The following is a 20,676-nucleotide window of genomic DNA, read 5'->3' as shown; positions in this document are numbered from 1 at the left end:
AGGAGGCGTTGCGGCGCGTCTTCCAAAGACGATTGAGCCGAAGCGCGAGACCCGTGACAGTTTTGAGTATCATCCGCGATTGTCTCGATGCACTGCTGCATCCCTCCGCGCGTTACGATGCGCTGATGCGGGCGCGTCATCGTGCCTTCATGGCGCCGCGGCTGCTCGGCAGCCTGGCCGCCTTCGCCGCATTCCCGGTCTATCTCGCCATGCGCGGCGCGCCGAGCGCGGTCGAGGTCGCCGCTTTCGCCTGGCTGATCGCGCCGATCCTGCTGTCCTGGTTCCTGTCGCGCACCGGCCGCTACGAAGGCGCGCATGTGCTGTCGTCGTTGGCGCTCGCCGGCCTGATCATGGCGGTCGCGGGCACCACGGGCGGCATCGAATCATTCGCCGCGGTCTGGCTGGTCGTGGTTCCCCTCGAAGCCGCGCTGTCGGCCTCACGCCGCGTCGCGGCCTTCGCATCCTTGCTCGCGCTGTCGTGCGCGGGACTCCTGATCCTCGTCGGCCAGCTCGGCTGGCTGCCGGTTGCAGACACCAGCGCTGCTGAACGCGGCGTGCTGATGGCGTGCGGCGTCGTCTCGGCGACCCTCTATGCCGCCGGCCTTGCCTTCGGCGCGGAATCGCTGGCACGCACCAGCGTTGCGCTGCTGTCGCGCGAGGAGGAGCGTTATCGCCTGCTCGCCCGCAACATGAGCGACGTCGTCTCGCGGCATCAGCGCAACGGTGCGGTGCAGTTCATCTCGCCGGCGGCGGAAGCCATGCTCGGCACGCCGGTGGCGCAACTGCTCGGGCATGGCCTGTTCGACCGCGTCCACGTTGCCGATCGCCCGGCCTATCTCACCGCGCTCTCCGATGCCGCGCGCGGCGACGTGCGCAGCATCGAGTTCCGGCTGCGGCGTGAGCCTGACGGTTCGGAGCGCGGCCAGGTCGATTTCCTCTGGGTCGAGATGCGCTGCCGCCCGCTCGACCGGGATATCGGCCAGAATCCTCATAGCGACGTCACGCGCGAGGCCGAAGTCGTCGCCGTGATGCGCGACGTCACCGACCACAAGCTGTCCGAGCAGGCGCTGGATCAGGCGCGCACCGCCGCCGAGTCTGCCGATGCCGCCAAGACGCGCTTCCTCGCCACCATGAGCCATGAGCTGCGCACGCCGCTGAACGCCATCATCGGCTTCTCCGAGATGATCGCGCAGGAGCAGACCCTGATGCTGGGGGCGGCCCAGCGCCAGGAATACGCCCAGCTCATCAACGATTCCGGCCAGCATCTGTTGTCAGTCGTCAACGGCATCCTGGACATGTCGAAGATGGAGTCGGGCAATTTCGAGATCGCGTCCGAGCCGTTCGCGCCGCGCGCCTCGCTGTTGCATTGCTGCAATCTCTTGGCGCTCAAGGCGCGGGAGAACGGCATCGACCTCATCACCGATGCGCCGCAGGATCTGCCTGTCATGACCGGCGATCCCAGGGCGTTCAAGCAGATCGTGCTCAACCTCGTCGCCAACGCCATCAAGTTCACCGAGCGTGGCGGTCAGGTCTCGGTGACCGCTTCGGTGTCGGGTTCGCAGCTGACGCTGCGCATCAGCGACACCGGCGTCGGCATCGCGCCCGACGATCTCAAACGCATCGGCGCGCCGTTCTTCCAGGCCGGCAAGACCTATCAGCGCCGCCACGAGGGAACCGGCCTCGGACTTTCGATCGTGAAGAGTCTCGTGGCGTTGCATCTCGGCGAATTGACGGTACAAAGCAGATTGGGAGAGGGCACCGCCGTCACCGTCAGGCTGCCGCTCGTCTACACGCCGCCGCAAGTCAAGCCGGTCGAGAGCAAGGTCGCGACGCTGACGCCGGTGCTGCGCCAGGACCTTCAGGACCAAACTCACGACCAGTCTCAGGACCAACCCGCTCTGGTGAAGAAAAGTGCCTAAGAAGTCTGCCAAGGACGAAGCCGCTCCGCGCCGCCGTGGCGCCAAGGCCGCGGTCATTGATGTCGAGACCGAGCGCAACCTCGTGATGCGCGTGCTGCTGCATAGCCCGAAGGACACGCTGGCTGGTCTCGTCGCCGTCGCCGCGATCGGCGCGATCGTTGCCAATGCGCTGTTCCTGCAGACCGGCCGGCATCCGGCGCCGATGTTCGGCACCGTGATCAATCTTCCCGCACCGTCCTCCGTGGCGCTGTCGAACCCAATGCCGCGTCCTCGCCCGGTCGGCGCCGATACCTCGCCGCTGGAGCCGCGCGCGACGGAGTTCCGCGCCGAGCCGAAACCTGCCGAGCGAGCCGCCGAGAAGCCGCCCGAAAGACCGGTCGAGGCGACCGCATCGACGCCGCGCGCGGGCAGTGATCCCATGACCAATCTGGTCAAAGCGACGACCTCGACGCCGCCGTCTGCCATGCGTCCGCCCGCGCCGATTCCCGTGCCGCAGAGCCCGGCCGCACGGCGTATCGCCGGCGTTCAGCGCGCGCTGTCCGAATATGGCTACGGGAATTTGAAGATCACGGGCACGATGAGCGGCGAAACCCAGTCCGCGATCCAGAAGTTCGAGCGCGAGCACAAGATGCAGGTCACCGGCCAGTTGTCCGACCGGCTGCTGCGCGAGCTCGGCGCCGCAATCGGCCATCCCGTCGAATAACCCCATCGCCCGCTGTCATTGACGCCGATCAATTCCGGGCATCGCGCGCCGCCGCGCCCGCGCGCGGGCGATTTGCTTGGGATCAATGACGGCCGACAGCTTCGGGGAACATGATCGCTCATCTTCAACGAAGAAGAGAGGTTGTCATGTTCAAGGTCTCGGTTCTGGTCTGGATCATGCTGGGCACGACGCTGGCGGGCGTCAGTCTGATCGTCGTGCTGATGGTGCCGAGCTTCGCCGCCGACGCGATCAGGAACATCCCTTATGCGGTCGCCGTGGGATTCGCACTTGCGATGCCGCTGTCATATCTCGTCGCGCGCCAGATCAACGGCGGGCGAGGTGTAAGCAAGGCGTGACAATCGGACGCTGAGACTGGCGGCGCGCGTCACGCTGGCCTATCGTTCGACTCATGCGTTTGAAATCCAACATATGGGTCGCGGCTTACCTGCGCCGGTGCCAGACCGAGGGCGTGTTCGGCGCGGTGCGCCGTCGCGGTGCCGAGGAGGCGGGCGCGGTGTTCGTGAAGGTGTCGCTGCTCGACGGCCATGCGATGCTCTACGCGCCGGCGCCGCAGACCGTCTACGACGATGGCCGTCCCGTCGATCGCTTCTTTGTGCCGGTCGCGCAGCAAGCTCTGCCCGAGCACACGATCGAGGAGCGTCTGGCCAAGGAAATCCGCTTCGATCCGGACGCCTGGATCGTCGAGACCGAGGACCGTGCGGGCCGGCATTTCCTCGAGCTGGCGAAGACGTAGCTGCTGCTCTTCCGTAGCGAGCCCAACACCCAGCCTTGTAGCCCGGATGGAGCGAAGCGTAATCCGGGACTTCCGCCACGAGTGACGGAGACCCGGATTACGCTGCGCTCCATCCGGGCTACGGGCTAAACCGTCTGCGCTACCGCTCCGACGATCCGTCGGTGCCGGTGCGGCGCGGCGGCATTGCGCCGGGCTGCACGCCCGGCCGGGTCTGGCTCGCGCCCGCGCGGGCGCGCTGGCGTTCGCCGTCGTGCAGTGACGGCTGGTACTTCGCGCGGGTGACGGCGAGCGTCGAGCCGCGCCAGGCTGCCAGCATCACCAGCGCAGAGCGGTCGCTGAGCCGGTCGTAGAGCCGCGACAGCCGGTACACCTCGTTCACGGAGGTGCCGATCGCCGGTTTGAAGAACAGCAGGATGCGCTGGAACACAGGGCTTGGCATGTCGAGCGCGCGCGCGGCGACCGCGAGCGCCTCGCCGCCGGCGTCGTCGACGATCTGGGCTGCGACGCGCGAGGGCAGGATCAGGCTGTCGCCGAGCTCCAGGGTGAAATTCTCGACATCGCCCGCGATCGCCGCCATCTCCAGGATATGAAACGCACGCTTGGCGCGCACGGTCGGAATGCGGGGCGCGGCCTTCAGCGGGGTCTGCGCCAGATTGTGCAGGATCAGCGCGCGCTCGGAGGCGCCGGCGCGGAAGAACATGTCGTGGATCTCGGCGGCGTCCGTCGGCTGCATCGCCATGTTGGCGGCCATGCGCAGCTCGGCGTCGGTCGGCGTGCGGGCCGGCGAGGGGGCGGGTGCGGGCGTGGGGATTTCGCGCGCCAGCGGAACCCTGCGGCCTTCATGTGCGGCAACCAGCCCGAGCTTCTGCAGGACCGGGACGGGCGTTGACGGATAGATCGCGAGCTTGGCCTTAATCGCCGCGCGGGTCGCATCGTCGACCTGGTCGATCAGCCGCGTTGCAAGCTCGGTGAACTGGCGCTGCTCGTCTTCGCTGTGGATGCGCGTCTGCACATAGAGGTCGGTCAGCACGCGCAGCAGCGTCGGCCGAACATCGACGCCTTCGCGACGGGAGAGGGACATCAGCCCGTCGAATCCGGGAAACAGCGACTTGGTCATGGAGGGATACGCGACCTGGAAGAGATACTGCCCGCCAGCCTATCGCAGGCTCCTTTAAAGGCTCGTTAAGGAAAACGAGGCGTGAAGCCGAACGCTCGATTTGTAGCGATCCCGTGCCGCAACGGGACGTCGCGGTCGGCCCGTGCGGTTACGGTCCGACCGCGACGTTTACACCCCGTTAACCATGAACTGATCTTAATGAATGCATGTTGCATGAGCGCGCTTGGTCGCGCGGCAATTGAAGAGAGCTGACATGGGGACCATCATTGAATTTCCGGCCGGTCGCCGGGTGGGCTCGTCGGGGGATGTCGCTCCGCGCGCGGACATGGGAACGATCCTGATCCTTCCCGTCATCCGTATCGAGCGCGAGGCAGACGAAACCAGCGGCGATCACGGGCCGGAGCAGGGCACAGCGCCGGGGCGCCGTCGTCGTCGTCGCTGATTTCGGGCCTTTGCAATGCCGGACACCATCCGCCAGATCCGGTCTGTCCTATCGGCCGTGCTGCTCACGCTGCTTGGCGCTGCGCTCGGGGCCTGTAGCGGCGGCGATTTCGGCCGCACCCGCGCTGACATGCGCAGCGACGACATGCATCGCTGGTTAGGGGCCGAAGCCACCGGCAGTGTCGGCCTGGGTCCCTCGCAATTCCAGCTCACCGACGAGGAGCGCCAGCTGCGCGACCTCGCCTATCCCATGATCGAGCCGCCGCTGTCGCGCCCCGCCTGGAAGAGCGTGTTCGGCGACTACAAGGCGATGCCCTCGCCCTGGCGGCAGAAGATCGTGTTCGACCGCACCATGTACGGCCGCACGCTGATCGACGAGCCGCACCGCTCGCATTCCTCGCGCTATGCGCAGCTGATCGAGGACGTGCGCAACGACATCACCCGCTTCGAGCCGTTCTTCGCCAGCGCGATCCGCGTCATCGACCTCGACAGGAAGCGCAATGCCAGCATGGCGCGCGTCTCCGCGCTCTCGCCGAGAGAGAGGGACGACGCGGTCGCGCGGATGCAGGAGAACTCGCTGATCGTGCAGTGGGTGCAGCAATGCCTGGAGCAGCGCATCTCGTCCTATCGCTGGGCGCTCGAGCGTCTGGTGATCCAGGCCCCGGACGGCATGGCCGCCGACGCCGACCGCCTGATCGGCGAGCTCGCAGCCCAGACCGCCAACCCGCCGGTCCAGGCGCAACCGCCCTATGGGCGCGCGGTCATCTCGAAGGGCTGAGCTTTTTGCGCGCGCCGACCCGGCGCTTGGTTCGATCCGGCCGCCGCTGCTTCTGCAGCTTCCCGACAAACTCCTTCAGCGCATCCGCCAGCGGCACCGAGGCGCGGTAGGCGAGGCCGACCTCGCGCTTCACCTTGACCTCGATCTCGCGCACCGCGACATCAAGATTGCCCTTGGCCACGCCTTCCGGGACAATGGCGATACCGACACCGGCGGCGACCAGTGCAATGGCCCAGTCCTCCGATTGTGCGATCGCCGCGGTCTGGCGGCGCTGCGCATTGCGGCCGAAGAATGCGCTCTGCTCGCAATGGCAGCGATCGATCAGCGGCACGCCGGCAAGGTCGGCGGCCCGGAGCTTGTCCTTCAGCGTCAGCGGGTGCGACGGCGGCAGTGCTGCGACATAACGCTCGCTCCACAGCGCGACGAAATGCTCGTCATCGCGCACCATGGTCTTGGCGATGATCCGCGCATCTGCGCGCTCGTCGCTGCCGACGAGGCGAAGCGCGATGTCGTTGCGCGCCGTCAGCGGCTTCAAGAGCGCGATGGTCCGGGGCACGTCGAGCGTGCGCATCAGGCCCAGCGTCACCGTGGTCTTCGTGCTGGGCTTTTTGAACAGGCTGCGCGCGGCATCGGTCTCGTCGATGATGCGGCGGGCGAGGGTGTGAAACTGCTCGGCCGAGGCGGTGGGCGCGACGCCCTTCTTGTGTCGAATGAACAGAGTAGTGCCGAGCTCCGCCTCCAGATTGGTGATCGCGGTCGAGATCGACGGCTGCGACACGAAGCAGGCACGCGCCGCCGCGGTCAGATTGCGCTCGCGGTAGACGGCGGCGAAGTAGCGAAGCTCGCGGATATCCATAGGATTGGCCTAGATATAATATCAATATTCGATATTTTACCTATGGATTGAACTATGACAAGAGCGTCCTGCTCACGAACAGGCAGGGATACGCGATGAAGATCCACCATCTCAACACCGGCACGATGTGCCCGGTCGGCCGCCGCCTGGTGAACGGCACCGGCAGCCTGTTCCAGCGTGCCCAGCTGGTTTGCCACTGCCTGCTGATAGAGACGAATGACGGGCTGGCTTTGGTCGACACCGGGATCGGCCTCGATGATATCGCCTCGCCCGAGCGGCTGGGGCGGCGCTGGGTGCGGCAGACCGCGCCAAAGCTCGATCCCGCGGAAACGGCAGCCGAGCAGGTGAGGGCGCTCGGCCATTCACCGAACGACGTGCGTCACGTGCTGCTGACGCATCTCGACCGCGATCATGCCGGCGGCGTGCCCGACTTTCCCCACGCCGCGATCCACGTCCATCGCGCCGAATACGACATGGCGGTGCTGCGCAAGCCCGCGCCGCCGGAAGGCCGCTATGTCACGGGGCAGTGGAGCCACGGTCCGCGCTGGCAATTCTATGGCGAAGCCGGTGAAGACTGGTTCGGCTTCAAGGGTGTGCGCGCGCTCGGCGACAAGGAGGCGGACATCCTGATGATCCCGCTCGCCGGCCACACGCTCGGCCATTGCGGCATCGCGGTGCGCTCGGGCGACACCTGGCTGTTGCATGCCGGCGACAGCTATTTCCACCACGGCCAGCTCGATGCATCGCCGCGCGTCCCCTTGATGCTCGGCTATTTCCAGCGCCGCGGCGACATGGACCGCGCAATGCGGATCGCTAACCAGGCCCGGCTGCGCGCGCTGAAGCGCGATCACGGTGATCGCGTGACGATCGTCAACAGCCACGACCCCGCGGATTACGAGCGCTGCCGGTGCGGGATCCACGGAGCGATCAAAGCCCGAGCCGTCAGCCCGTCGACTTGACTCTCGACCGGCCTGAGACCGGCCCGGCGACCGCCACCTCACGCGTGATCCACTCGGCGAAGACGCGGATCGGTCGCCGCTGCTGGCTCGCGCGCGGGAACACCAGGTGATGGCCAATATAACGGATGTCGACGGAGCGTCCAGCGAGGGGGGCAACCAGCCGCCTTGTGGCGATCTCGCGTTCGGCAAGCCGGGTTGACTCCAGCGTCACGCCGAGGCCGCTCGACGCCATCGCGATCGCCAGAAAGCTGCGATCGAAGCGCATGCCGTGAATGGCAGGCGCTTCGAGCCCGTTGGCGGTGAACCATTGATGCCACTGCACCTGCTTCACTTCCGAGCGGATCAGCACCTGATCGAGCAAGTCCTTCGGCTTGCGGATCTTCTTCGCGAGCTCGGGCGTGCAGAGCGGCGTCACGGTCTCTTCGCCGAGCGGTATGACCTCGACACCCTCGGCTCTCGGCTGCCCGTAGACGATGTCGATGTCGAAATCGTCGTTGCTGAACCGGGCATATTCCGTGCTGGCGGCAAGCCGGACCTCGAGCTGGGGCTCTGCGGCCATGAAACGGGCGAGGCGCGGGGCGAGCCACTGCGCGGCAAAGCTCGGCGCGCAGTGCACCCTGAGCAATTGCGGGCCGCGGCCCGCGACCTCTTCGATCCCGCGCCGCAGATTGTCGAAGGCGGCGCCGGCATGACGCATCAGGTTCTCGCCCGCAGGCGTCAGACGGACGGCGCGGGCGCTCCGTTCGAACAATATCGTGCCCATCGCGCTTTCGAGCTTGCGGATGGCGTGGCTCACCGCGCTCGGCGTCAAATGGAGTTCGTTCGCCGCATCCCGGAACGAGCCGGTGCGTGCGGCCGCCTCGAACGCGCGGATGGACGATATCGGAATACTGGACAGCAGCATCCGACGAGTGAACCAAATTCACCTATGCAAGACAACAGCGCGTTTGTCGGAAACGGGGCAGGGGCATAATCAACGGGTCAAGAACAGTGGCGCCGTTGGTGCCGGCAACAGCCGTTCAGGGAGGATCACAATGCTGCTACGCGGCAAGACAGCCATCATCACCGGAGCGGCCTCGCCGCGGGGCATCGGCCTTGCAACGGCCCGCCGCTTTGCGGCCGAAGGCGCGCGGGTCGCCATTCTCGACATCGACGGTTCGGCCGCGGAAGCCGCAGCGCGCGGGCTCGAATCCGGCACTGGCGAGCCGCATCTTGGCCTCGCCCTGGACGTCACCGACAAGCAGGCCTGCATCAAGGCCGTTGAGGCGGTCATCGCGAAATTCGGCCAGATCGACATCCTCATCAACAATGCCGGCGTGACGCAGCCGGTGAAGCTTCTCGACATCACGCCTGAAGACTGGTCCCGTATCCAGGACGTCAACCTCAAGGGCATCCTGTTCCTGTCGCAGGCCGTGATCCCGCATATGCAGAAGCGAAAGAGCGGGTCGATCGCGTGCATGTCGTCGGTCTCCGCGCAACGCGGTGGCGGTATCTTCGGCGGACCGCATTACTCGGCGGCGAAGGCCGGCGTGCTGGGACTCGCCAAGGCAATGGCTCGCGAATTCGGGCCCGACGGTATCCGCGTCAACTGCGTGACGCCGGGCCTGATCGGCACCGATATCACCGCGGGCAAGCTCACCGACGAGATGCGGACGAAGATCCTGGAGGGCATACCGCTCGGCCGCCTCGGCGAGGCCGCCGACGTCGCGGGCATCTATACCTTCCTCGCCTCGGACCTGTCGGCCTATGTCACCGGCGCGGTCATCGACGTGAACGGCGGCATGCTGATCCACTAGGCGAGGAGGAGAGATCCATGACTACACCGACACTCGCCAACGCACCGACGCTGGCACAGCGCGCCCGCAATATCCGCCGAAACGCCTTGCTGATGGGCGAGGTTCAGGGCCAGGGCTATATCGCCCAGGCGCTCGACATCGCCGACGTGCTGGCCGTGGCCTATTTTCACGCGATGCGCTTTCGCGCCGAAGATCCGGCCTGGGAAGGCCGCGACCGTTTTCTGCTGTCGAACGGACACTATGCGATTGCACTCTACGCGGCCTTGATCGAGGCCGGGATCATCCCCGAAGCGGAATTGGAAACCTACGGATTCGACGAGAGTCGTCTGCCGATGTCGGGCATGGCCTCCTATACCCCGGGCATGGAGATGTCCGGCGGCTCGCTCGGCCTTGGCCTTGGCCTCGCCGTCGGCATGGCGCTCGGGCTGAAGCGCAAGAAATCGGCGGCGCGAATCTTCACCCTGTTTTCCGACGGCGAGCTCGACGAGGGCTCGAAATGGGAAGGCATCATGTCTGCGGCCCATCACAAGCTCGACAACATCATCGCAATCGTCGACGTTAACAATCAGCAGGCCGACGGTCCCTCCAAGCAGATGCTCGGCTTCGAGCCGCTGGTCGATAAGCTCGAGGCTTTCGGCTGGTTCGTGCAGCGCGTCGACGGCAACGATCTCGACGCAGTGGTGGGGGCTTTCGATGCCGCGACGGCGCATGCCGCGCCGAAGCCTCGCATGATCGTCGCCGACACGCTGATGGGCAAGGGCGTTCCCTTCCTGGAGCAGCGCGAGAAGAACCATTTCATTCGCGTCGAGCCGCATGAATGGCAGCTCGCGCTGTCTGCACTGAACGCGGGAGACCAGCCATGAAGTCCGCCGGAACCCCCTCGGCAAAGCCGCGCCTGACGACGTCGGCCATGATCGCCTCGATCGCAGCAGAGGGCCAGCGCACCAAGCCCGCCCCCTTCGGCCACGCGCTCGTCGAGCTCGCCCGCAGCCGCGAGGACGTGGTCGGCATGACCGCCGATCTCGGCAAATACACCGACCTGCACATCTTCGCGCAGGCCTATCCCGATCGTTACTACCAGATGGGCATGGCCGAGCAGCTGCTGTTCGCCGCAGCCTCGGGGCTCGCCGCCGAAGGCTTCATGCCGTTCGCGACGACTTATGCAGTGTTCGCCTCGCGCCGGGCCTACGACTTCATCCACCAGACCATCGCGGAAGAAGACCGCAACGTGAAGATCGCCTGCGCGCTGCCCGGCCTGACCTCGGGTTATGGACCCAGCCACCAGGCCGCCGAGGATCTCGCGCTGTTCCGTGCGATGCCGAACATGACGGTGATCGATCCCTGCGATGCGCACGAGATCGAGCAGGTCGTGCCGGCGATCGCCGCGCATCGCGGACCGGTCTATATGCGCCTGCTGCGCGGCCAGGTGCCGCTGGTGCTCGACGAGTACAATTACCGGTTCGAGCTCGGCAAGGCTGCGCTGCTGCGCGACGGCAATGACGTCCTGATCATCTCCTCGGGCATCATGACCATGCGCGCGCTGGAGGCGGCCCAGGCCTTGTCGGATGACCGCATTGGTGCGGCGGTCCTGCACGTTCCGACCATCAAGCCGCTCGACACCGAGGCGATCCTGCGCGAAGCGGGCAAGCCCGGCCGCCTCGTCGTCGTCGCCGAGAACCACACCGTGATCGGCGGGCTCGGCGAGGCCGTGGCGACGCTGCTGATGCGCGCGGGCGTTCATCCGGCGTTCCGCCAGATCGGACTTCCCGACGAGTTTCTCGCCGCCGGCGCGCTGCCGACCTTGCACGACCGCTACGGTATCTCGACCGCGGAAGTGAAGCGGCAGATCAAGGATTGGCTGCGCTAGCAGGCCGCTCTCCACGATCGAATCGACCGACATGCTTCGCGGCGCCGCTGCGAAGAACGACGGCTGCTGTCCAATGCCGGCGCATCGAGAGCCGGCCAGCAGCAACACGGGCGGCGAAGAGCCGCCTTTAGATCAAACAATCCATGCTCGACAGGAGGAAACGATGACCTTGCGCAAGCCGATAACCCTGAGCCGCCGCAAGTTGCTCATGGCCGGCGCCACCGTGCCGCTATGTGCCATTCTCACCCGCCCGGCCTCGGCCGCGGAATTCACCTACAAGCTCGCGACGGGGCAGGATCCGACGCATCCCGTCAACATCCGCGCCAAGGAAGCGGCCGACCGCATTCGCGAGGCGACGAGCGGCCGGCTCGAGATCAACCTGTTTCCGGCCAACCAACTCGGGTCGGATACCGACCTGTTGACGCAGGTCCGCAACGGCGGCGTCGAGTTCTTCAACCTGTCCTCGCTGATCCTCGCGACGCTGGTGCCGGCTGCAGGCATCGTCAACCTCGGCTTTCTCTTCACGAACTATGACGCGGTCTGGAAGGCGATGGATGGCGAGCTCGGCGCCTATATCCGCGCGCAGATCGCGCGGACGCCGATCATGGCGGTGTCGAGCCCCTGGGACAACGGCTTCCGCCACGTCACGTCGTCCGGCCGCGAGATCAGGACGCCGGACGATCTCAAGAATTTCAAGCTGCGCGTGCCGGCCGCCCCCAATCTGACATCGTTGTTCCAGGCGCTTGGGGCGGGTCCCGCGCCGATCAATTTCAACGAGGTCTACTCCGCGCTCCAGACCAAGGTGGTCGACGGTCAGGAAAATCCGCTGCCGATCATCGCGACGGCCCGGCTGTACGAGGTGCAGAAGACCTGCTCCCTGACCGGACACGTCTGGGACAATTACTGGATCCTCGGCAACAAGCGCGCTTTCGAAAAGCTGCCGAAGGATGTGCAGGGGATCGTGACGCGCGAGCTGGATCGCTCGGCCAAGGACGAGCGCGCCGACGTCGCCAAGCTCAGCGAGTCCTTGCGCGCCGACCTGACCGCCAAGGGCATGCAGTTCATCGACGTCGACCGCGGCGCGTTCCGCCAGGCCCTGGCGAAGACCAGCTTTTATGCCGACTGGAAGGCCAAGTTCGGCGATGAGGCCTGGGCTCAGCTCGAGAAAGCGGCGGGCAAGCTGTCATGACCGCGATCAACCATATGCCTGGGATCGATCAGGGCGCCGCGGTCGCAGTGCCTCAATCCGGTGTGCACCGCTGGGCCGTCGCGGCCAACAAGGTGCTTGGTCATGTGGTTGCGATCCCGGCGGCACTCCTGGTGCTCGCCGAGATCGTCGTTTTGTCGGCCGGCATCGTCGGACGATATGTCTTTCACGCTCCGATCATCTGGGCCGATGAACTCGCCGGCATCCTGTTCCTGTGGCTCGCCATGCTGGGATCGGTGATCGCGTTCCAGCGCGGTGAGCACATGCGGATGACGGCCATCGTCGGCATGCTCCGTCCCGGCGCACGTGCCTTCCTGGATGTCGTTGCCGCCGCGGCATCGCTGGCGTTCCTGTTGTTGGTGATCCATCCCGCCTACGAGTTCGCGGCCGACGAGGTGTTCGTCACGACGCCGGCGCTCGAAATCGTCAACAGTTGGCGGGCTGCCGCGTTACCCGTCGGCATCGGATTGATGCTGATCGCGGCGGTCCTGCGGCTCGCCCGCATCTCGAGCCTGCGCAGCCTGCTGGCGGCCGCGGTGCTCGTCGCAGGCATCATCACCGCGCTCGTTCTCATCGCGCCGGTGTTGAAACCGCTCGGCAATCTCAACCTGCTGATCTTCTTCGTGGTCATCGTCGGCGCCATGGTGCTGGCGGCGGTGCCGATCGCCTTTGCCTTCGGTCTTGCCACCGTCGGCTACCTGGCGCTGACGACGAACACGCCCGAGATGGTCATCATCGGGCGCATGGACGAAGGCATGAGCCATCTGATCCTGCTGGCCGTGCCGCTCTTCGTGTTCCTCGGACTGCTGATCGAGATGACCGGCATGGCGCGGGCCATGGTCGGCTTTCTCGCCAGCCTGCTCGGCCACGTGCGCGGCGGCCTGCACTATGTGCTGGTCGGCGCGATGTACCTGGTGTCGGGCATCTCCGGCTCGAAGGCGGCCGACATGGCCGCCGTGGCGCCGGTGCTGTTTCCGGAGATGACCAAGCGCGGCGCCAGGCCCGGTGATCTCGTCGCGCTGCTCGCGGCGACCGGGGCCCAGACCGAGACCATTCCGCCGTCGCTCGTGCTGATCACCATCGGCTCAGTGACGGGAGTGTCGATCGCGGCGCTGTTCACCGGGGGGCTACTGCCCGGCATCGTGCTCGCCATCGGTCTTTGCGCCGTGGTCTGGTGGCGATACCGGGGTGAGGACCTGTCGCATGTGAAGCGGGCCACGGGGAGGGAGATCGGCCGCGCCTTCGTCATTGCCATCCCGGCAATGGCGCTGCCCTTCGTCATTCGCGCCGCAGTGGTCGAGGGCGTCGCCACCGCGACCGAGGTGTCGACCATCGGCATCGTCTACTCGGTTCTCACCGGGCTTCTGATCTATCGCCAGTTCTCCTGGCGCCGGCTCTATCCGATGCTGGTGGAGACGGCGTCACTCTCCGGCGCGATCCTGCTGATCATCGGCGCTGCGACAGGGATGGCGTGGGCTCTCACCCAATCGGGTTTCTCGGCATCGCTTGCAAAGTTCATGACGGCTCTGCCGGGCGGAACGCCTGTCTTTCTCGGCGTGACCATCCTCGCCTTCGTCATTCTGGGCAGCGTGCTGGAAGGCATCCCCGCCATCGTCCTATTCGGGCCGCTATTGTTTCCGATCGCCCGCCAAGTCGGCGTGCACGAAGTGCACTACGCGATGGTCGTCGTGCTCGCGATGGGCATCGGCCTGTTCGCCCCGCCATTCGGCGTCGGCTATTACGCGGCCTGCGCCATCAGCCGCATCAGTCCCGACGAGGGTATCAGGCCGATCGTCGGCTATATCGTGGCGCTGCTGATCGGCACGCTGATCGTCGCGGCGATCCCGTGGATCTCGACCGGCTTCCTGTGACGCGGAGAGGGGCGGCGCTCAGCGCTGCCCGTCATGCACGGAGATCTCGGATGCCTTGAGGCCGCCGATGCGCGCGTGCGGTCGGCTGCCGGTTGCCATCACGAGGCCGAAGGCGATCTCGTCGCGCCGTGGGGCATCCCACAGCGTCATCTCCGCGGTGCCGAAATGGCTGCGGACATAGGCGGCATGGATGTGGCCGAGCGGCACCATCAGGCGCGTGCCGGGACCGCCGATGGTTTTAGCAGCAGGGACGATCGCCTTCGGCTGACCGAGCACCTCGCGCATGCCATGGGCGCCGGCTTCGTGCCAGACGGCGCCATGCTCGAGCTCGCCGTCTTCGCCGACGATGATGCCCTTGCCGTAGGCTTCGATCCGCGGCGCACCGCCGAGCTGCGCGATCAGCGCGCCGGCGAGCTCGCGCCCGAGCTCACGCAAGGACGCCTGCAACGGCATCAGATCGGACTCATAGCGTCCGGCGAAAGGATTGCGGATCACCGCGACGGCGGTTCCGACCAGCAGCGGCTGCTCCAGCCGTGGGCCGCGCTCATGCCAGATGGTCTCGACGCTGAGCGCGGTCTTGCGAATATCGTAGGACATCGGCGGCCCTACGCCTCGTCCACGACGGGATTGCTGAGCACGCCGATGTTCTCGATCTCGACCTCGACCACGTCGCCCGGCTTGAGGAAGATCGGCGGCTTGCGGGTGAAGCCGACGCCGGCCGGCGTGCCCGTGGCGATGACGTCGCCGGGGACGAGATCGAAAATGGTCGAGCAATATTCGATCAGCCGCGGGATCGAGAAGATCAGCATCGAGGTGTCGGAGGACTGCACGGTCGCGCCGTTGACGCGCGTTTCGAGCTTGAGCTTGGTGGGATCGCCGATCTCGTCCGGCGTGACCAGCCACGGTCCGAACGGGCCGGTGCCGACGAAGTTCTTGCCGGAGGCGATCTGCTGGGCATGACGTTGCCAGTCGCGCACGCTGACGTCGTTGTAGATCGAATAGCCCGCCACATGATTCCATGCATCGGCCTGGCTGATGTGACGGCCGCCCTTGCCGATGACGACGGCGAGCTCGCCCTCCCAGTCGAAATTGTCCGAGACCTTCGGGCGGATCACCGGCGCGTTGTGCGCGACCTGGGAGCGCCAGACCCGCAGGAAGATCGGCGGAAATTCCGTGATCTCGCGCTTCATGCCGAACGCCACCGCTTCATTGTGGTGGTCGAGATAGTTGCGCACGGCGCAGACGATCTTCTCGGGCCGCGGGATCACCGGCAGATATTTGACGTCGCTCAGCGCCAGCGTCGGCTTGTGCCCGGCGACGATCGCTTCGCGCCTGGTGTAGTCATCGCTGCCGAGGAAGTCCGCGAGCGTCGGGTACTGGGGCAGGGCGCGGCCCAGATCCACCACGCGGTTTTCGACAACGGCGCCCCAGCTTTCCCGATTTCCATCCAAGAACGACAGCAGCTTCATGGTTTCGCCCCAAGGGTTTCTATTTTCGATCAAGCGTATTATTTTCGAAAATTTGTCTCGGCGCAAGCCCACGGCGCAAAAATGCCGGTCGCCTATTCGGCGTCGAGCAGATGGCCGGCGTATTTGGCGACGTTGTCGGAGGTCGAGCGGATATGGGTCTCGATCAGCTGCACGGCGAGATCCGCGTTGCGCGAGATGGCGGCCTGCATGATGGCTTGGTGCTCGCCGGCCTTATCGCGCGGGCGCGGCCGGAAATTGGCGGAGAGATGCCGGTAGCGCTCGGCGCGGTCGAACAGCTCGGCGCGAATGGCGAGCAGCGTGGCCGAGCCGCAGGCGGAGACCAGCGCCTGGTGGAATTGGCGATGCGCGATCTTCCATTCGGGATCGCGTAGCGGATGCTCGGGATCGCGCTGCTCGATTCGCTTCAAGCGGTGCAGGGTCGAGATCACGGCGATTTCCCAATCGTCATCGCCCCGCTCGATCGAGCGGCGGATCAATTCCACCTCGATCAGCACCCTTGCATCGGTGACCTCGACCAGATCCTGGCGGCTGACCGGCGCCACGCGAAAGCCGCGCTGCTCCTGCGCATCGACCAGCCCTTCGGCGGCAAGCGCGGTCAGCGCCTCGCGCAGCGTCGTGAAGCTCGCGCCGAACCGTTCGCGCAGCACGTCGAAGCGCAGCGGCTCGCCGGGCGGAAGGGCGCAGGCAATGATCTCCTCGCGCAGCCGATGCGTGATGTCGGCGGCGATGGTCTTGCCGAATTCCTTGCGGCGGGGGCGGATGGCGCTCTCGGGCATGGGGATCTGTCGCTGAATCGATGCCTCAACATGCCGCGCTAACGAGCATCTTGCAATAATTTTCGTAAACGGTATGATTTTCGAAAATATGGTCTAGGGAGCACGTGAAGTCATGAGGGCGGTGCTGGTGCGTCAGCCGGGTGGGCCGGATGCACTCGAGGTGGTCGAGCTTCCGGTGCCTGTGCCCGGAGCCGGCCAGGTGCAAATCCGGGCTGAGGCGTTCGGGGTCGGTCAGCCCGACGTGCTGATCCGGCGCGGCGTCTACAAATGGATGCCGCCGCTGCCGGCCAATCCCGGCAACGATGTTGCGGGGCGCATTTCTGCGCTCGGGTCCGGCGTCGAGGGGTTTTCCCTCGGCCAGAAGGTGCTGCTCAGCGCCCGCGATCTGTCCCAGCGCGGCGGCTGCTACGCCGATTACGTGGTCGCGCCCGCGGATGCCGTTCACGCGCTGCCCGACAATGTCGATCTGCAGGCCGCCGTGTGCCTGTCGAACTATCAGGTCGCTTACGCGCTGCTGCACGAATGCCGCCATCCCCGCGCGCCCGCAAGCGCGCTCGTGATCGGCGCAGCCGGCGGCGTCGGCACTGCGCTGGTGCAACTGGCCAAGCTTGCTGGCATGACCGTCATCGGCACCGTCTCCACCGAAGAGAAAGCCGCCTTCGCCAAGGCCAACGGCGCCGATCACATCGTCTACTACCGAACCGAGGATGTCGTGGCGCGCACCCGCGAGCTGACGAATGGTGAGGGCGTCGGCGTCGTGCTCGATCACGTCTGCGGGGCCGAGTTCACCTCTTATCTCGGCGCGCTCGGCAAATGGGGCACGCTGCTCTCGTACAACGCCTTCGCCGGATTGCCGGAAGAGAATCTGATGGCGGCGATGCGCGATCATCTCGACATCTGTCCGGCGATACGCTGCTTCTCCTTCCACATCTACGACCACGATCGTGACGGACGCCGTGCCCTGATGCGCAGCGTGATCGAGGCCTTGAGCCGCAATGCGATCAAGCCGGCGATCTCGGCGGTGCTGAAGCTCGACGAGGTCAGGAAAGCCCATACGCTGCTCGAGCAGGGCTCCGCGCTCGGCAAGATCATCATGATTCCATGAGGGGATGGACCGCACGATGACACAAGCACCCATTGCACGTTTCACCCGGCTGCGACACGCGACCTTCACCTCGCCCGATCCGGAGCGGCTGCTCGACTATTATCGCGGCGTGATCGGACTTGGCCTCGTTGCCCGCGATGGCAACCGCATTTTCCTCGCCAGCGATTCCGAGCAGCTCTCGCTCGTGATCGAGCCTGGCGATGCGCTACTTAGCAGCATCGCCTTTGAGATCTCCCCGGAGGTCCAGATCGAGGCGCTGGGCGCCGCGCTCAAGCAGGCGGACTTACGGCCCGAGCTTCGGAGCGATCCCCTGCCTGGTGTGTCCCGGCTGCTGTCGTTTAGCGATCCCGAAGGGACACGTTTCGAGTTGATCCAGGGCTGGACGCCCACGCCCACGCAGGAGCGGATCGGCGGGCTCGCTGTGGCCAAGCTCGGCCATGTCGCCCTTCGCACGCCCGATCCAAAAGCCGCTTCGGAATTCTACGCGAACGTAATGGGGCTGCGGGTCTCCGACTGGATCGAGGATCGCTTCGTGTTCATGCGCAGCGGCTTCGAGCATCACACGTTGAATTTCGCGCTCGCGCCTGGCCGCGGTCTGCATCATTTCGCGTTCGAGCTGCGCGGTCCCGAGCACATGCATCGGGCCTGCGATCTTCTGGCGCGGCACAAGCTGCCGGTGCTCTGGGGACCGGTGCGTCACGGCCCGGGCCACAACACGGCGATCTATCACCGCAATCCCGACGGACATCTGGTCGAGTTGTTCCATGACCTCGACCGGATGGTGGACGAGGAGCTCGGCTATTTCGAGCCGCGTCCCTGGCATCGTGATCGTCCGCAGCGGCCAAAAGTCTGGGTCGGGCTGCCGCGCGACGTCTGGGGCATGCCGCCATCGCCTGAATGCACGGAGTTCGCGCGCTAGCGAATTCATTTCGACCTGAACGACGCCGCGCGCGTTGCGGCCAACGACATAACAATTGAGGGAGAAGCATCCATGCGAGGGATGAAGCGGCTTGCTGCGGCCATTTTTCTGCTTGGTGGTTGTCTCGCAACCATCCCGGCGTCGGCGGACAATTATCCGTCGCGTCCGATCCGCCTGCTGCATGGCTTTGCCGCCGGCGGCGCCGCCGACACGCTGTCGCGCATCATCGCCGACGGGCTGTCGAAGAAGCTTGGGCAGCCGATCATCGTCGAGGCCAAGCCGGGTGCCGGCGGCAACATCGCGGCGGACGCGGTCGCCAAGGCGGCGCCCGACGGTTACACGCTCGGCCTCGTCACCGGCGCGCACGCGATTTCCGCGGCGACCTACAAGAGCCTCGCCTATCAACCGGCCGAGAGCTTCGAGATGATCTCGACGCTGGTCTACTACGCGCTCGTCATCGCCGTGCGCAGCGACTACCCCGCAAAATCGCTGGGTGAGCTCATCGCCATGGCCAAGGCAAAGCCGGGTTCACTCAGCTTCGGATCGGTCGGTTTCGGCAGCACGCATCATCTTGCGGGAGAGTTGCTCAACGCCACCGCCGGCGTCGAGATCGTGCACGTGCCGTATCGCGGCGATTCCCAATCCGTCACCGCGCTGCTCGGCGGCGACGTTCCCGTCATCGTCGGCACGCCCGTGCTGCTCGCCCCGCAGATCCAGAGCGGCGCGATCCGCGGCCTGGCGGTAACCTCGCCGACGCGCACGGCGTTGCTGCCCGATGTCCCGACCGTGCAGGAAGCCGGCATCAAGGGCTACGACGTGCGCACCTGGGCTGGCCTCTTGGCGCCCAAGGGAACGCCGCCCGCCATCATCGCCGCGCTCAATGCCGCGACGCTGGAGGCGCTTAGGGATCCCGAGCTCAGGCAGCGTCTGGAGACGGCCGTCGGCGGCGAGGTCCGCGGCAGCTCGCCGGAGGAGATGAAGACGCTGATCGGGACCGAGATCGCCAAATGGACCGGCGTGGTCGAGCGCGCGAAGATCCCGAAGATCTGAGCCGGGCCGGCGGCAGGGTCGGTACCGGCCGGGCCCTGCTCACGAATGCTTGATCCGGATCAACAAGCGCGACCGGCACTGGGATATGCTACGAGAGTTACGCTGCGACCTTGATAAGGTAACTCGATAAAGATGCGCCTCGTCCGTACCATCCTGGCATTCGCAATCGCCATATCCCTGGCGATGCTGCCCGTTGGCGCGTCCGCATCCGGCCTTGCCATGTCGTCGGACGACATGCCGGCGACCATGCAGATGGGCAGCGACGCCGGGATGGCGATGGACGATTGCTGCCCCGACATGAAGGGGACGCCGTCCCAGACCGGCGGTTACAAATGCGGGATGGGCTTCTGCTGCGTCGGCGGCACCATCGCACTCGATGCCATCAGGCCCGTCGTCTTCTGGCATTTCGCCGTAGCGGTGAGCACGATCGCCATTCCCGCGGACCAAGTCGTCTCCTTCTCCCGCGGCAGTCCTCCCTTCCGACCTCCTCGAATCTGATCTCGCAACAGTCGAACGCGCGCAGCACGTTTGCGCGCGACGACGACTGACGTGCGCGCTTCACGCGCCACGGCGAAAGATCAGATCATGAGGACAGGACAATGCTTTCCAGATTCACCACCGCGGCGCTCGCCGCCACCCTTTCGCTTGCCGCCTCCGCGGCGATGGCGGGCCCCGGCGACTACGCCTTCGAGCCGGTCACTGCGCAAACGAAGAAGGGCGACGACGTCACGCTCTCGGTTCGCCTGACCAACAAGCAGACCGGCAAGCCGGTGGCGGACGCCGTCATCTTCAAGACCCGCGTCGACATGGCCCCGGACGGAATGGCCGAGATGGAATCGGCGGTGGCGCCGCTGCCGTCGCAGGAGCCGGGCGTCTATGCCTTCCGCACGGATCTGCCGATGGCCGGCCGCTACCAGGTCACGTTGTCGGCCAAGGTGCAGGGCGAGGTGGAGACCGTCACCGGCAAGGTGATCGTCACGGCGACCAAGTGAGCGTGCGGACGCCGCCCGCGGCGTCCGAACTTTCTCTGTCCCATTCACATGGATGCGCGCCGGGCGCGCGAAGGCA

23 protein-coding genes are annotated in these 20,676 nt (G+C 66.0%); 17 read left to right on the top strand and 6 right to left on the bottom strand.

Going from position 1 to position 20,676, the window contains the following annotated elements; translation table 11 throughout:
• The first annotated feature begins 53 nt into the window (after positions 1-53).
• The 4 genes from RAD04_RS01525 to RAD04_RS01510 all read left to right on the top strand — a co-directional run bounded on the left by RAD04_RS01525 (position 54) and on the right by RAD04_RS01510 (position 3,376).
• Positions 54-1,919 carry a PAS domain-containing sensor histidine kinase gene (locus RAD04_RS01525; RefSeq protein ID WP_461622347.1) on the top strand — a complete coding sequence of 622 codons (1,866 nt, stop codon included), beginning with the start codon at positions 54-56 and terminating at the stop codon, positions 1,917-1,919.
• The gene (locus tag RAD04_RS01520; RefSeq protein ID WP_461622346.1) at positions 1,912-2,622 is read left to right on the top strand and encodes a peptidoglycan-binding domain-containing protein; all 711 of its coding nucleotides are present in this window, start codon (positions 1,912-1,914) and stop codon (positions 2,620-2,622) included. Before RAD04_RS01525 ends, RAD04_RS01520 begins: the two co-directional genes overlap by 8 nt.
• Before the next feature lie 146 nt (positions 2,623-2,768).
• Positions 2,769-2,978: a hypothetical protein gene (locus RAD04_RS01515; RefSeq protein ID WP_461622345.1), complete on the top strand. Its 210-nt coding sequence runs from the start codon at positions 2,769-2,771 to the stop codon at positions 2,976-2,978.
• A 53-nt stretch (positions 2,979-3,031) separates the two neighbouring features.
• Positions 3,032-3,376 (top strand): DUF1491 family protein, encoded by a 345-nt coding sequence (locus RAD04_RS01510; RefSeq protein WP_461622344.1) that lies wholly within the window; start codon positions 3,032-3,034, stop codon positions 3,374-3,376.
• A gap of 139 nt (positions 3,377-3,515) precedes the next feature.
• Here the strand turns inward: RAD04_RS01510 and RAD04_RS01505 are convergent, their stop codons facing one another.
• Positions 3,516-4,493, bottom strand: a complete 978-nt coding sequence (locus tag RAD04_RS01505) for a DUF2336 domain-containing protein (RefSeq protein WP_461622343.1) — start codon at positions 4,491-4,493, stop codon at positions 3,516-3,518.
• A gap of 253 nt (positions 4,494-4,746) precedes the next feature.
• Between RAD04_RS01505 and RAD04_RS01500 the strand changes: the two genes are divergently transcribed.
• Together RAD04_RS01500 and RAD04_RS01495 are read left to right on the top strand one after the other, a co-directional pair.
• Complete coding sequence (locus RAD04_RS01500; protein WP_018315770.1) at positions 4,747-4,935, top strand: hypothetical protein; 189 nt, start codon at positions 4,747-4,749, stop codon at positions 4,933-4,935.
• Between the two features lie 15 nt (positions 4,936-4,950).
• Positions 4,951-5,712, top strand: coding sequence for a hypothetical protein (locus RAD04_RS01495; protein WP_104462801.1), 762 nt, complete (start codon positions 4,951-4,953; stop codon positions 5,710-5,712).
• Here RAD04_RS01495 and RAD04_RS01490 read toward each other — a convergent pair.
• Positions 5,696-6,568, bottom strand: coding sequence for a LysR family transcriptional regulator (locus RAD04_RS01490; protein WP_461622342.1), 873 nt, complete (start codon positions 6,566-6,568; stop codon positions 5,696-5,698). The two genes, RAD04_RS01495 and RAD04_RS01490, sit on opposite strands and share 17 nt — an antisense overlap.
• A gap of 95 nt (positions 6,569-6,663) precedes the next feature.
• Here RAD04_RS01490 and RAD04_RS01485 point away from each other — a divergent pair, with 95 nt between their 5' ends.
• On the top strand, positions 6,664-7,527 hold the full coding sequence (locus tag RAD04_RS01485) for an MBL fold metallo-hydrolase (protein WP_461622341.1): 864 nt from the start codon (positions 6,664-6,666) through the stop codon (positions 7,525-7,527).
• On the opposite strand, the gene RAD04_RS01480 is transcribed toward RAD04_RS01485, so the two are convergent.
• Entirely contained in the window at positions 7,511-8,428 is a 918-nt protein-coding gene (locus RAD04_RS01480; protein WP_461622694.1) for a LysR substrate-binding domain-containing protein, read from the bottom strand. The genes RAD04_RS01485 and RAD04_RS01480 overlap by 17 nt on opposite strands.
• Positions 8,429-8,561: 133 nt before the next feature.
• Here RAD04_RS01480 and RAD04_RS01475 point away from each other — a divergent pair, with 133 nt between their 5' ends.
• From RAD04_RS01475 to RAD04_RS01455, 5 genes are all read left to right on the top strand, one after another.
• Positions 8,562-9,323, top strand: coding sequence for an SDR family NAD(P)-dependent oxidoreductase (locus RAD04_RS01475; RefSeq protein ID WP_461622340.1), 762 nt, complete (start codon positions 8,562-8,564; stop codon positions 9,321-9,323).
• Between the two features lie 17 nt (positions 9,324-9,340).
• Entirely contained in the window at positions 9,341-10,186 is an 846-nt protein-coding gene (locus RAD04_RS01470; RefSeq protein WP_461622339.1) for a transketolase, read from the top strand.
• Entirely contained in the window at positions 10,183-11,190 is a 1,008-nt protein-coding gene (locus RAD04_RS01465; RefSeq protein WP_461622338.1) for a transketolase family protein, read from the top strand. The genes RAD04_RS01470 and RAD04_RS01465 overlap by 4 nt, the downstream gene beginning before the upstream one ends.
• Before the next feature lie 163 nt (positions 11,191-11,353).
• Positions 11,354-12,379: a TRAP transporter substrate-binding protein gene (locus tag RAD04_RS01460; protein ID WP_461622337.1), complete on the top strand. Its 1,026-nt coding sequence runs from the start codon at positions 11,354-11,356 to the stop codon at positions 12,377-12,379.
• Positions 12,376-14,268 (top strand): TRAP transporter large permease, encoded by a 1,893-nt coding sequence (locus tag RAD04_RS01455; RefSeq protein ID WP_461622336.1) that lies wholly within the window; start codon positions 12,376-12,378, stop codon positions 14,266-14,268. The genes RAD04_RS01460 and RAD04_RS01455 overlap by 4 nt, the downstream gene beginning before the upstream one ends.
• Before the next feature lie 18 nt (positions 14,269-14,286).
• On the opposite strand, the gene RAD04_RS01450 is transcribed toward RAD04_RS01455, so the two are convergent.
• The 3 genes from RAD04_RS01450 to RAD04_RS01440 form a co-directional block, all read right to left on the bottom strand.
• On the bottom strand, positions 14,287-14,865 hold the full coding sequence (locus RAD04_RS01450) for an amino acid synthesis family protein (RefSeq protein ID WP_461622335.1): 579 nt from the start codon (positions 14,863-14,865) through the stop codon (positions 14,287-14,289).
• An 8-nt stretch (positions 14,866-14,873) separates the two neighbouring features.
• Entirely contained in the window at positions 14,874-15,737 is an 864-nt protein-coding gene (locus RAD04_RS01445) for a fumarylacetoacetate hydrolase family protein (RefSeq protein ID WP_461622334.1), read from the bottom strand.
• A 92-nt stretch (positions 15,738-15,829) separates the two neighbouring features.
• On the bottom strand, positions 15,830-16,534 hold the full coding sequence (locus RAD04_RS01440) for a GntR family transcriptional regulator (RefSeq protein WP_461622333.1): 705 nt from the start codon (positions 16,532-16,534) through the stop codon (positions 15,830-15,832).
• 112 nt (positions 16,535-16,646) lie between these two features.
• Here RAD04_RS01440 and RAD04_RS01435 point away from each other — a divergent pair, with 112 nt between their 5' ends.
• The 5 genes from RAD04_RS01435 to RAD04_RS01415 all read left to right on the top strand — a co-directional run bounded on the left by RAD04_RS01435 (position 16,647) and on the right by RAD04_RS01415 (position 20,600).
• Positions 16,647-17,639: a zinc-dependent alcohol dehydrogenase family protein gene (locus tag RAD04_RS01435; protein WP_461622332.1), complete on the top strand. Its 993-nt coding sequence runs from the start codon at positions 16,647-16,649 to the stop codon at positions 17,637-17,639.
• Between the two features lie 16 nt (positions 17,640-17,655).
• Positions 17,656-18,558, top strand: a complete 903-nt coding sequence (locus RAD04_RS01430) for a VOC family protein (protein WP_461622331.1) — start codon at positions 17,656-17,658, stop codon at positions 18,556-18,558.
• Between the two features lie 72 nt (positions 18,559-18,630).
• Complete coding sequence (locus RAD04_RS01425; protein WP_461622330.1) at positions 18,631-19,608, top strand: tripartite tricarboxylate transporter substrate binding protein; 978 nt, start codon at positions 18,631-18,633, stop codon at positions 19,606-19,608.
• 132 nt (positions 19,609-19,740) lie between these two features.
• Positions 19,741-20,106, top strand: coding sequence for a hypothetical protein (locus tag RAD04_RS01420; RefSeq protein WP_461622329.1), 366 nt, complete (start codon positions 19,741-19,743; stop codon positions 20,104-20,106).
• A gap of 101 nt (positions 20,107-20,207) precedes the next feature.
• Positions 20,208-20,600 (top strand): FixH family protein, encoded by a 393-nt coding sequence (locus tag RAD04_RS01415; RefSeq protein WP_461622328.1) that lies wholly within the window; start codon positions 20,208-20,210, stop codon positions 20,598-20,600.
• Positions 20,601-20,676: the final 76 nt, after the last annotated feature.

The sequence above is a fragment of the Bradyrhizobium sp. 25ACV genome (assembly GCF_054863005.1).
Note: the sequence above shows the minus strand (reverse complement) of the source record. Positions and strands in the feature narration are given on the sequence as shown.

Excerpts from the sequence above, each read along its gene's own strand:
- RAD04_RS01515 (WP_461622345.1), top strand. The coding sequence starts at position 2,769 with ATGTTCAAGGTCTCGGTTCTGGTCTGGATCATGCTGGGCACGACGCTG.
- RAD04_RS01510 (WP_461622344.1), top strand. The coding sequence starts at position 3,032 with ATGCGTTTGAAATCCAACATATGGGTCGCGGCTTACCTGCGCCGGTGC.
- RAD04_RS01505 (WP_461622343.1), bottom strand. The coding sequence starts at position 4,493 with ATGACCAAGTCGCTGTTTCCCGGATTCGACGGGCTGATGTCCCTCTCC.
- RAD04_RS01500 (WP_018315770.1), top strand. The coding sequence starts at position 4,747 with ATGGGGACCATCATTGAATTTCCGGCCGGTCGCCGGGTGGGCTCGTCG.
- RAD04_RS01495 (WP_104462801.1), top strand. The coding sequence starts at position 4,951 with ATGCCGGACACCATCCGCCAGATCCGGTCTGTCCTATCGGCCGTGCTG.
- RAD04_RS01490 (WP_461622342.1), bottom strand. The coding sequence starts at position 6,568 with ATGGATATCCGCGAGCTTCGCTACTTCGCCGCCGTCTACCGCGAGCGC.
- RAD04_RS01485 (WP_461622341.1), top strand. The coding sequence starts at position 6,664 with ATGAAGATCCACCATCTCAACACCGGCACGATGTGCCCGGTCGGCCGC.
- RAD04_RS01475 (WP_461622340.1), top strand. The coding sequence starts at position 8,562 with ATGCTGCTACGCGGCAAGACAGCCATCATCACCGGAGCGGCCTCGCCG.
- RAD04_RS01470 (WP_461622339.1), top strand. The coding sequence starts at position 9,341 with ATGACTACACCGACACTCGCCAACGCACCGACGCTGGCACAGCGCGCC.
- RAD04_RS01465 (WP_461622338.1), top strand. The coding sequence starts at position 10,183 with ATGAAGTCCGCCGGAACCCCCTCGGCAAAGCCGCGCCTGACGACGTCG.
- RAD04_RS01460 (WP_461622337.1), top strand. The coding sequence starts at position 11,354 with ATGACCTTGCGCAAGCCGATAACCCTGAGCCGCCGCAAGTTGCTCATG.
- RAD04_RS01455 (WP_461622336.1), top strand. The coding sequence starts at position 12,376 with ATGACCGCGATCAACCATATGCCTGGGATCGATCAGGGCGCCGCGGTC.
- RAD04_RS01450 (WP_461622335.1), bottom strand. The coding sequence starts at position 14,865 with ATGTCCTACGATATTCGCAAGACCGCGCTCAGCGTCGAGACCATCTGG.
- RAD04_RS01445 (WP_461622334.1), bottom strand. The coding sequence starts at position 15,737 with ATGAAGCTGCTGTCGTTCTTGGATGGAAATCGGGAAAGCTGGGGCGCC.
- RAD04_RS01440 (WP_461622333.1), bottom strand. The coding sequence starts at position 16,534 with ATGCCCGAGAGCGCCATCCGCCCCCGCCGCAAGGAATTCGGCAAGACC.
- RAD04_RS01435 (WP_461622332.1), top strand. The coding sequence starts at position 16,647 with ATGAGGGCGGTGCTGGTGCGTCAGCCGGGTGGGCCGGATGCACTCGAG.
- RAD04_RS01430 (WP_461622331.1), top strand. The coding sequence starts at position 17,656 with ATGACACAAGCACCCATTGCACGTTTCACCCGGCTGCGACACGCGACC.
- RAD04_RS01425 (WP_461622330.1), top strand. The coding sequence starts at position 18,631 with ATGCGAGGGATGAAGCGGCTTGCTGCGGCCATTTTTCTGCTTGGTGGT.
- RAD04_RS01420 (WP_461622329.1), top strand. The coding sequence starts at position 19,741 with ATGCGCCTCGTCCGTACCATCCTGGCATTCGCAATCGCCATATCCCTG.
- RAD04_RS01415 (WP_461622328.1), top strand. The coding sequence starts at position 20,208 with ATGCTTTCCAGATTCACCACCGCGGCGCTCGCCGCCACCCTTTCGCTT.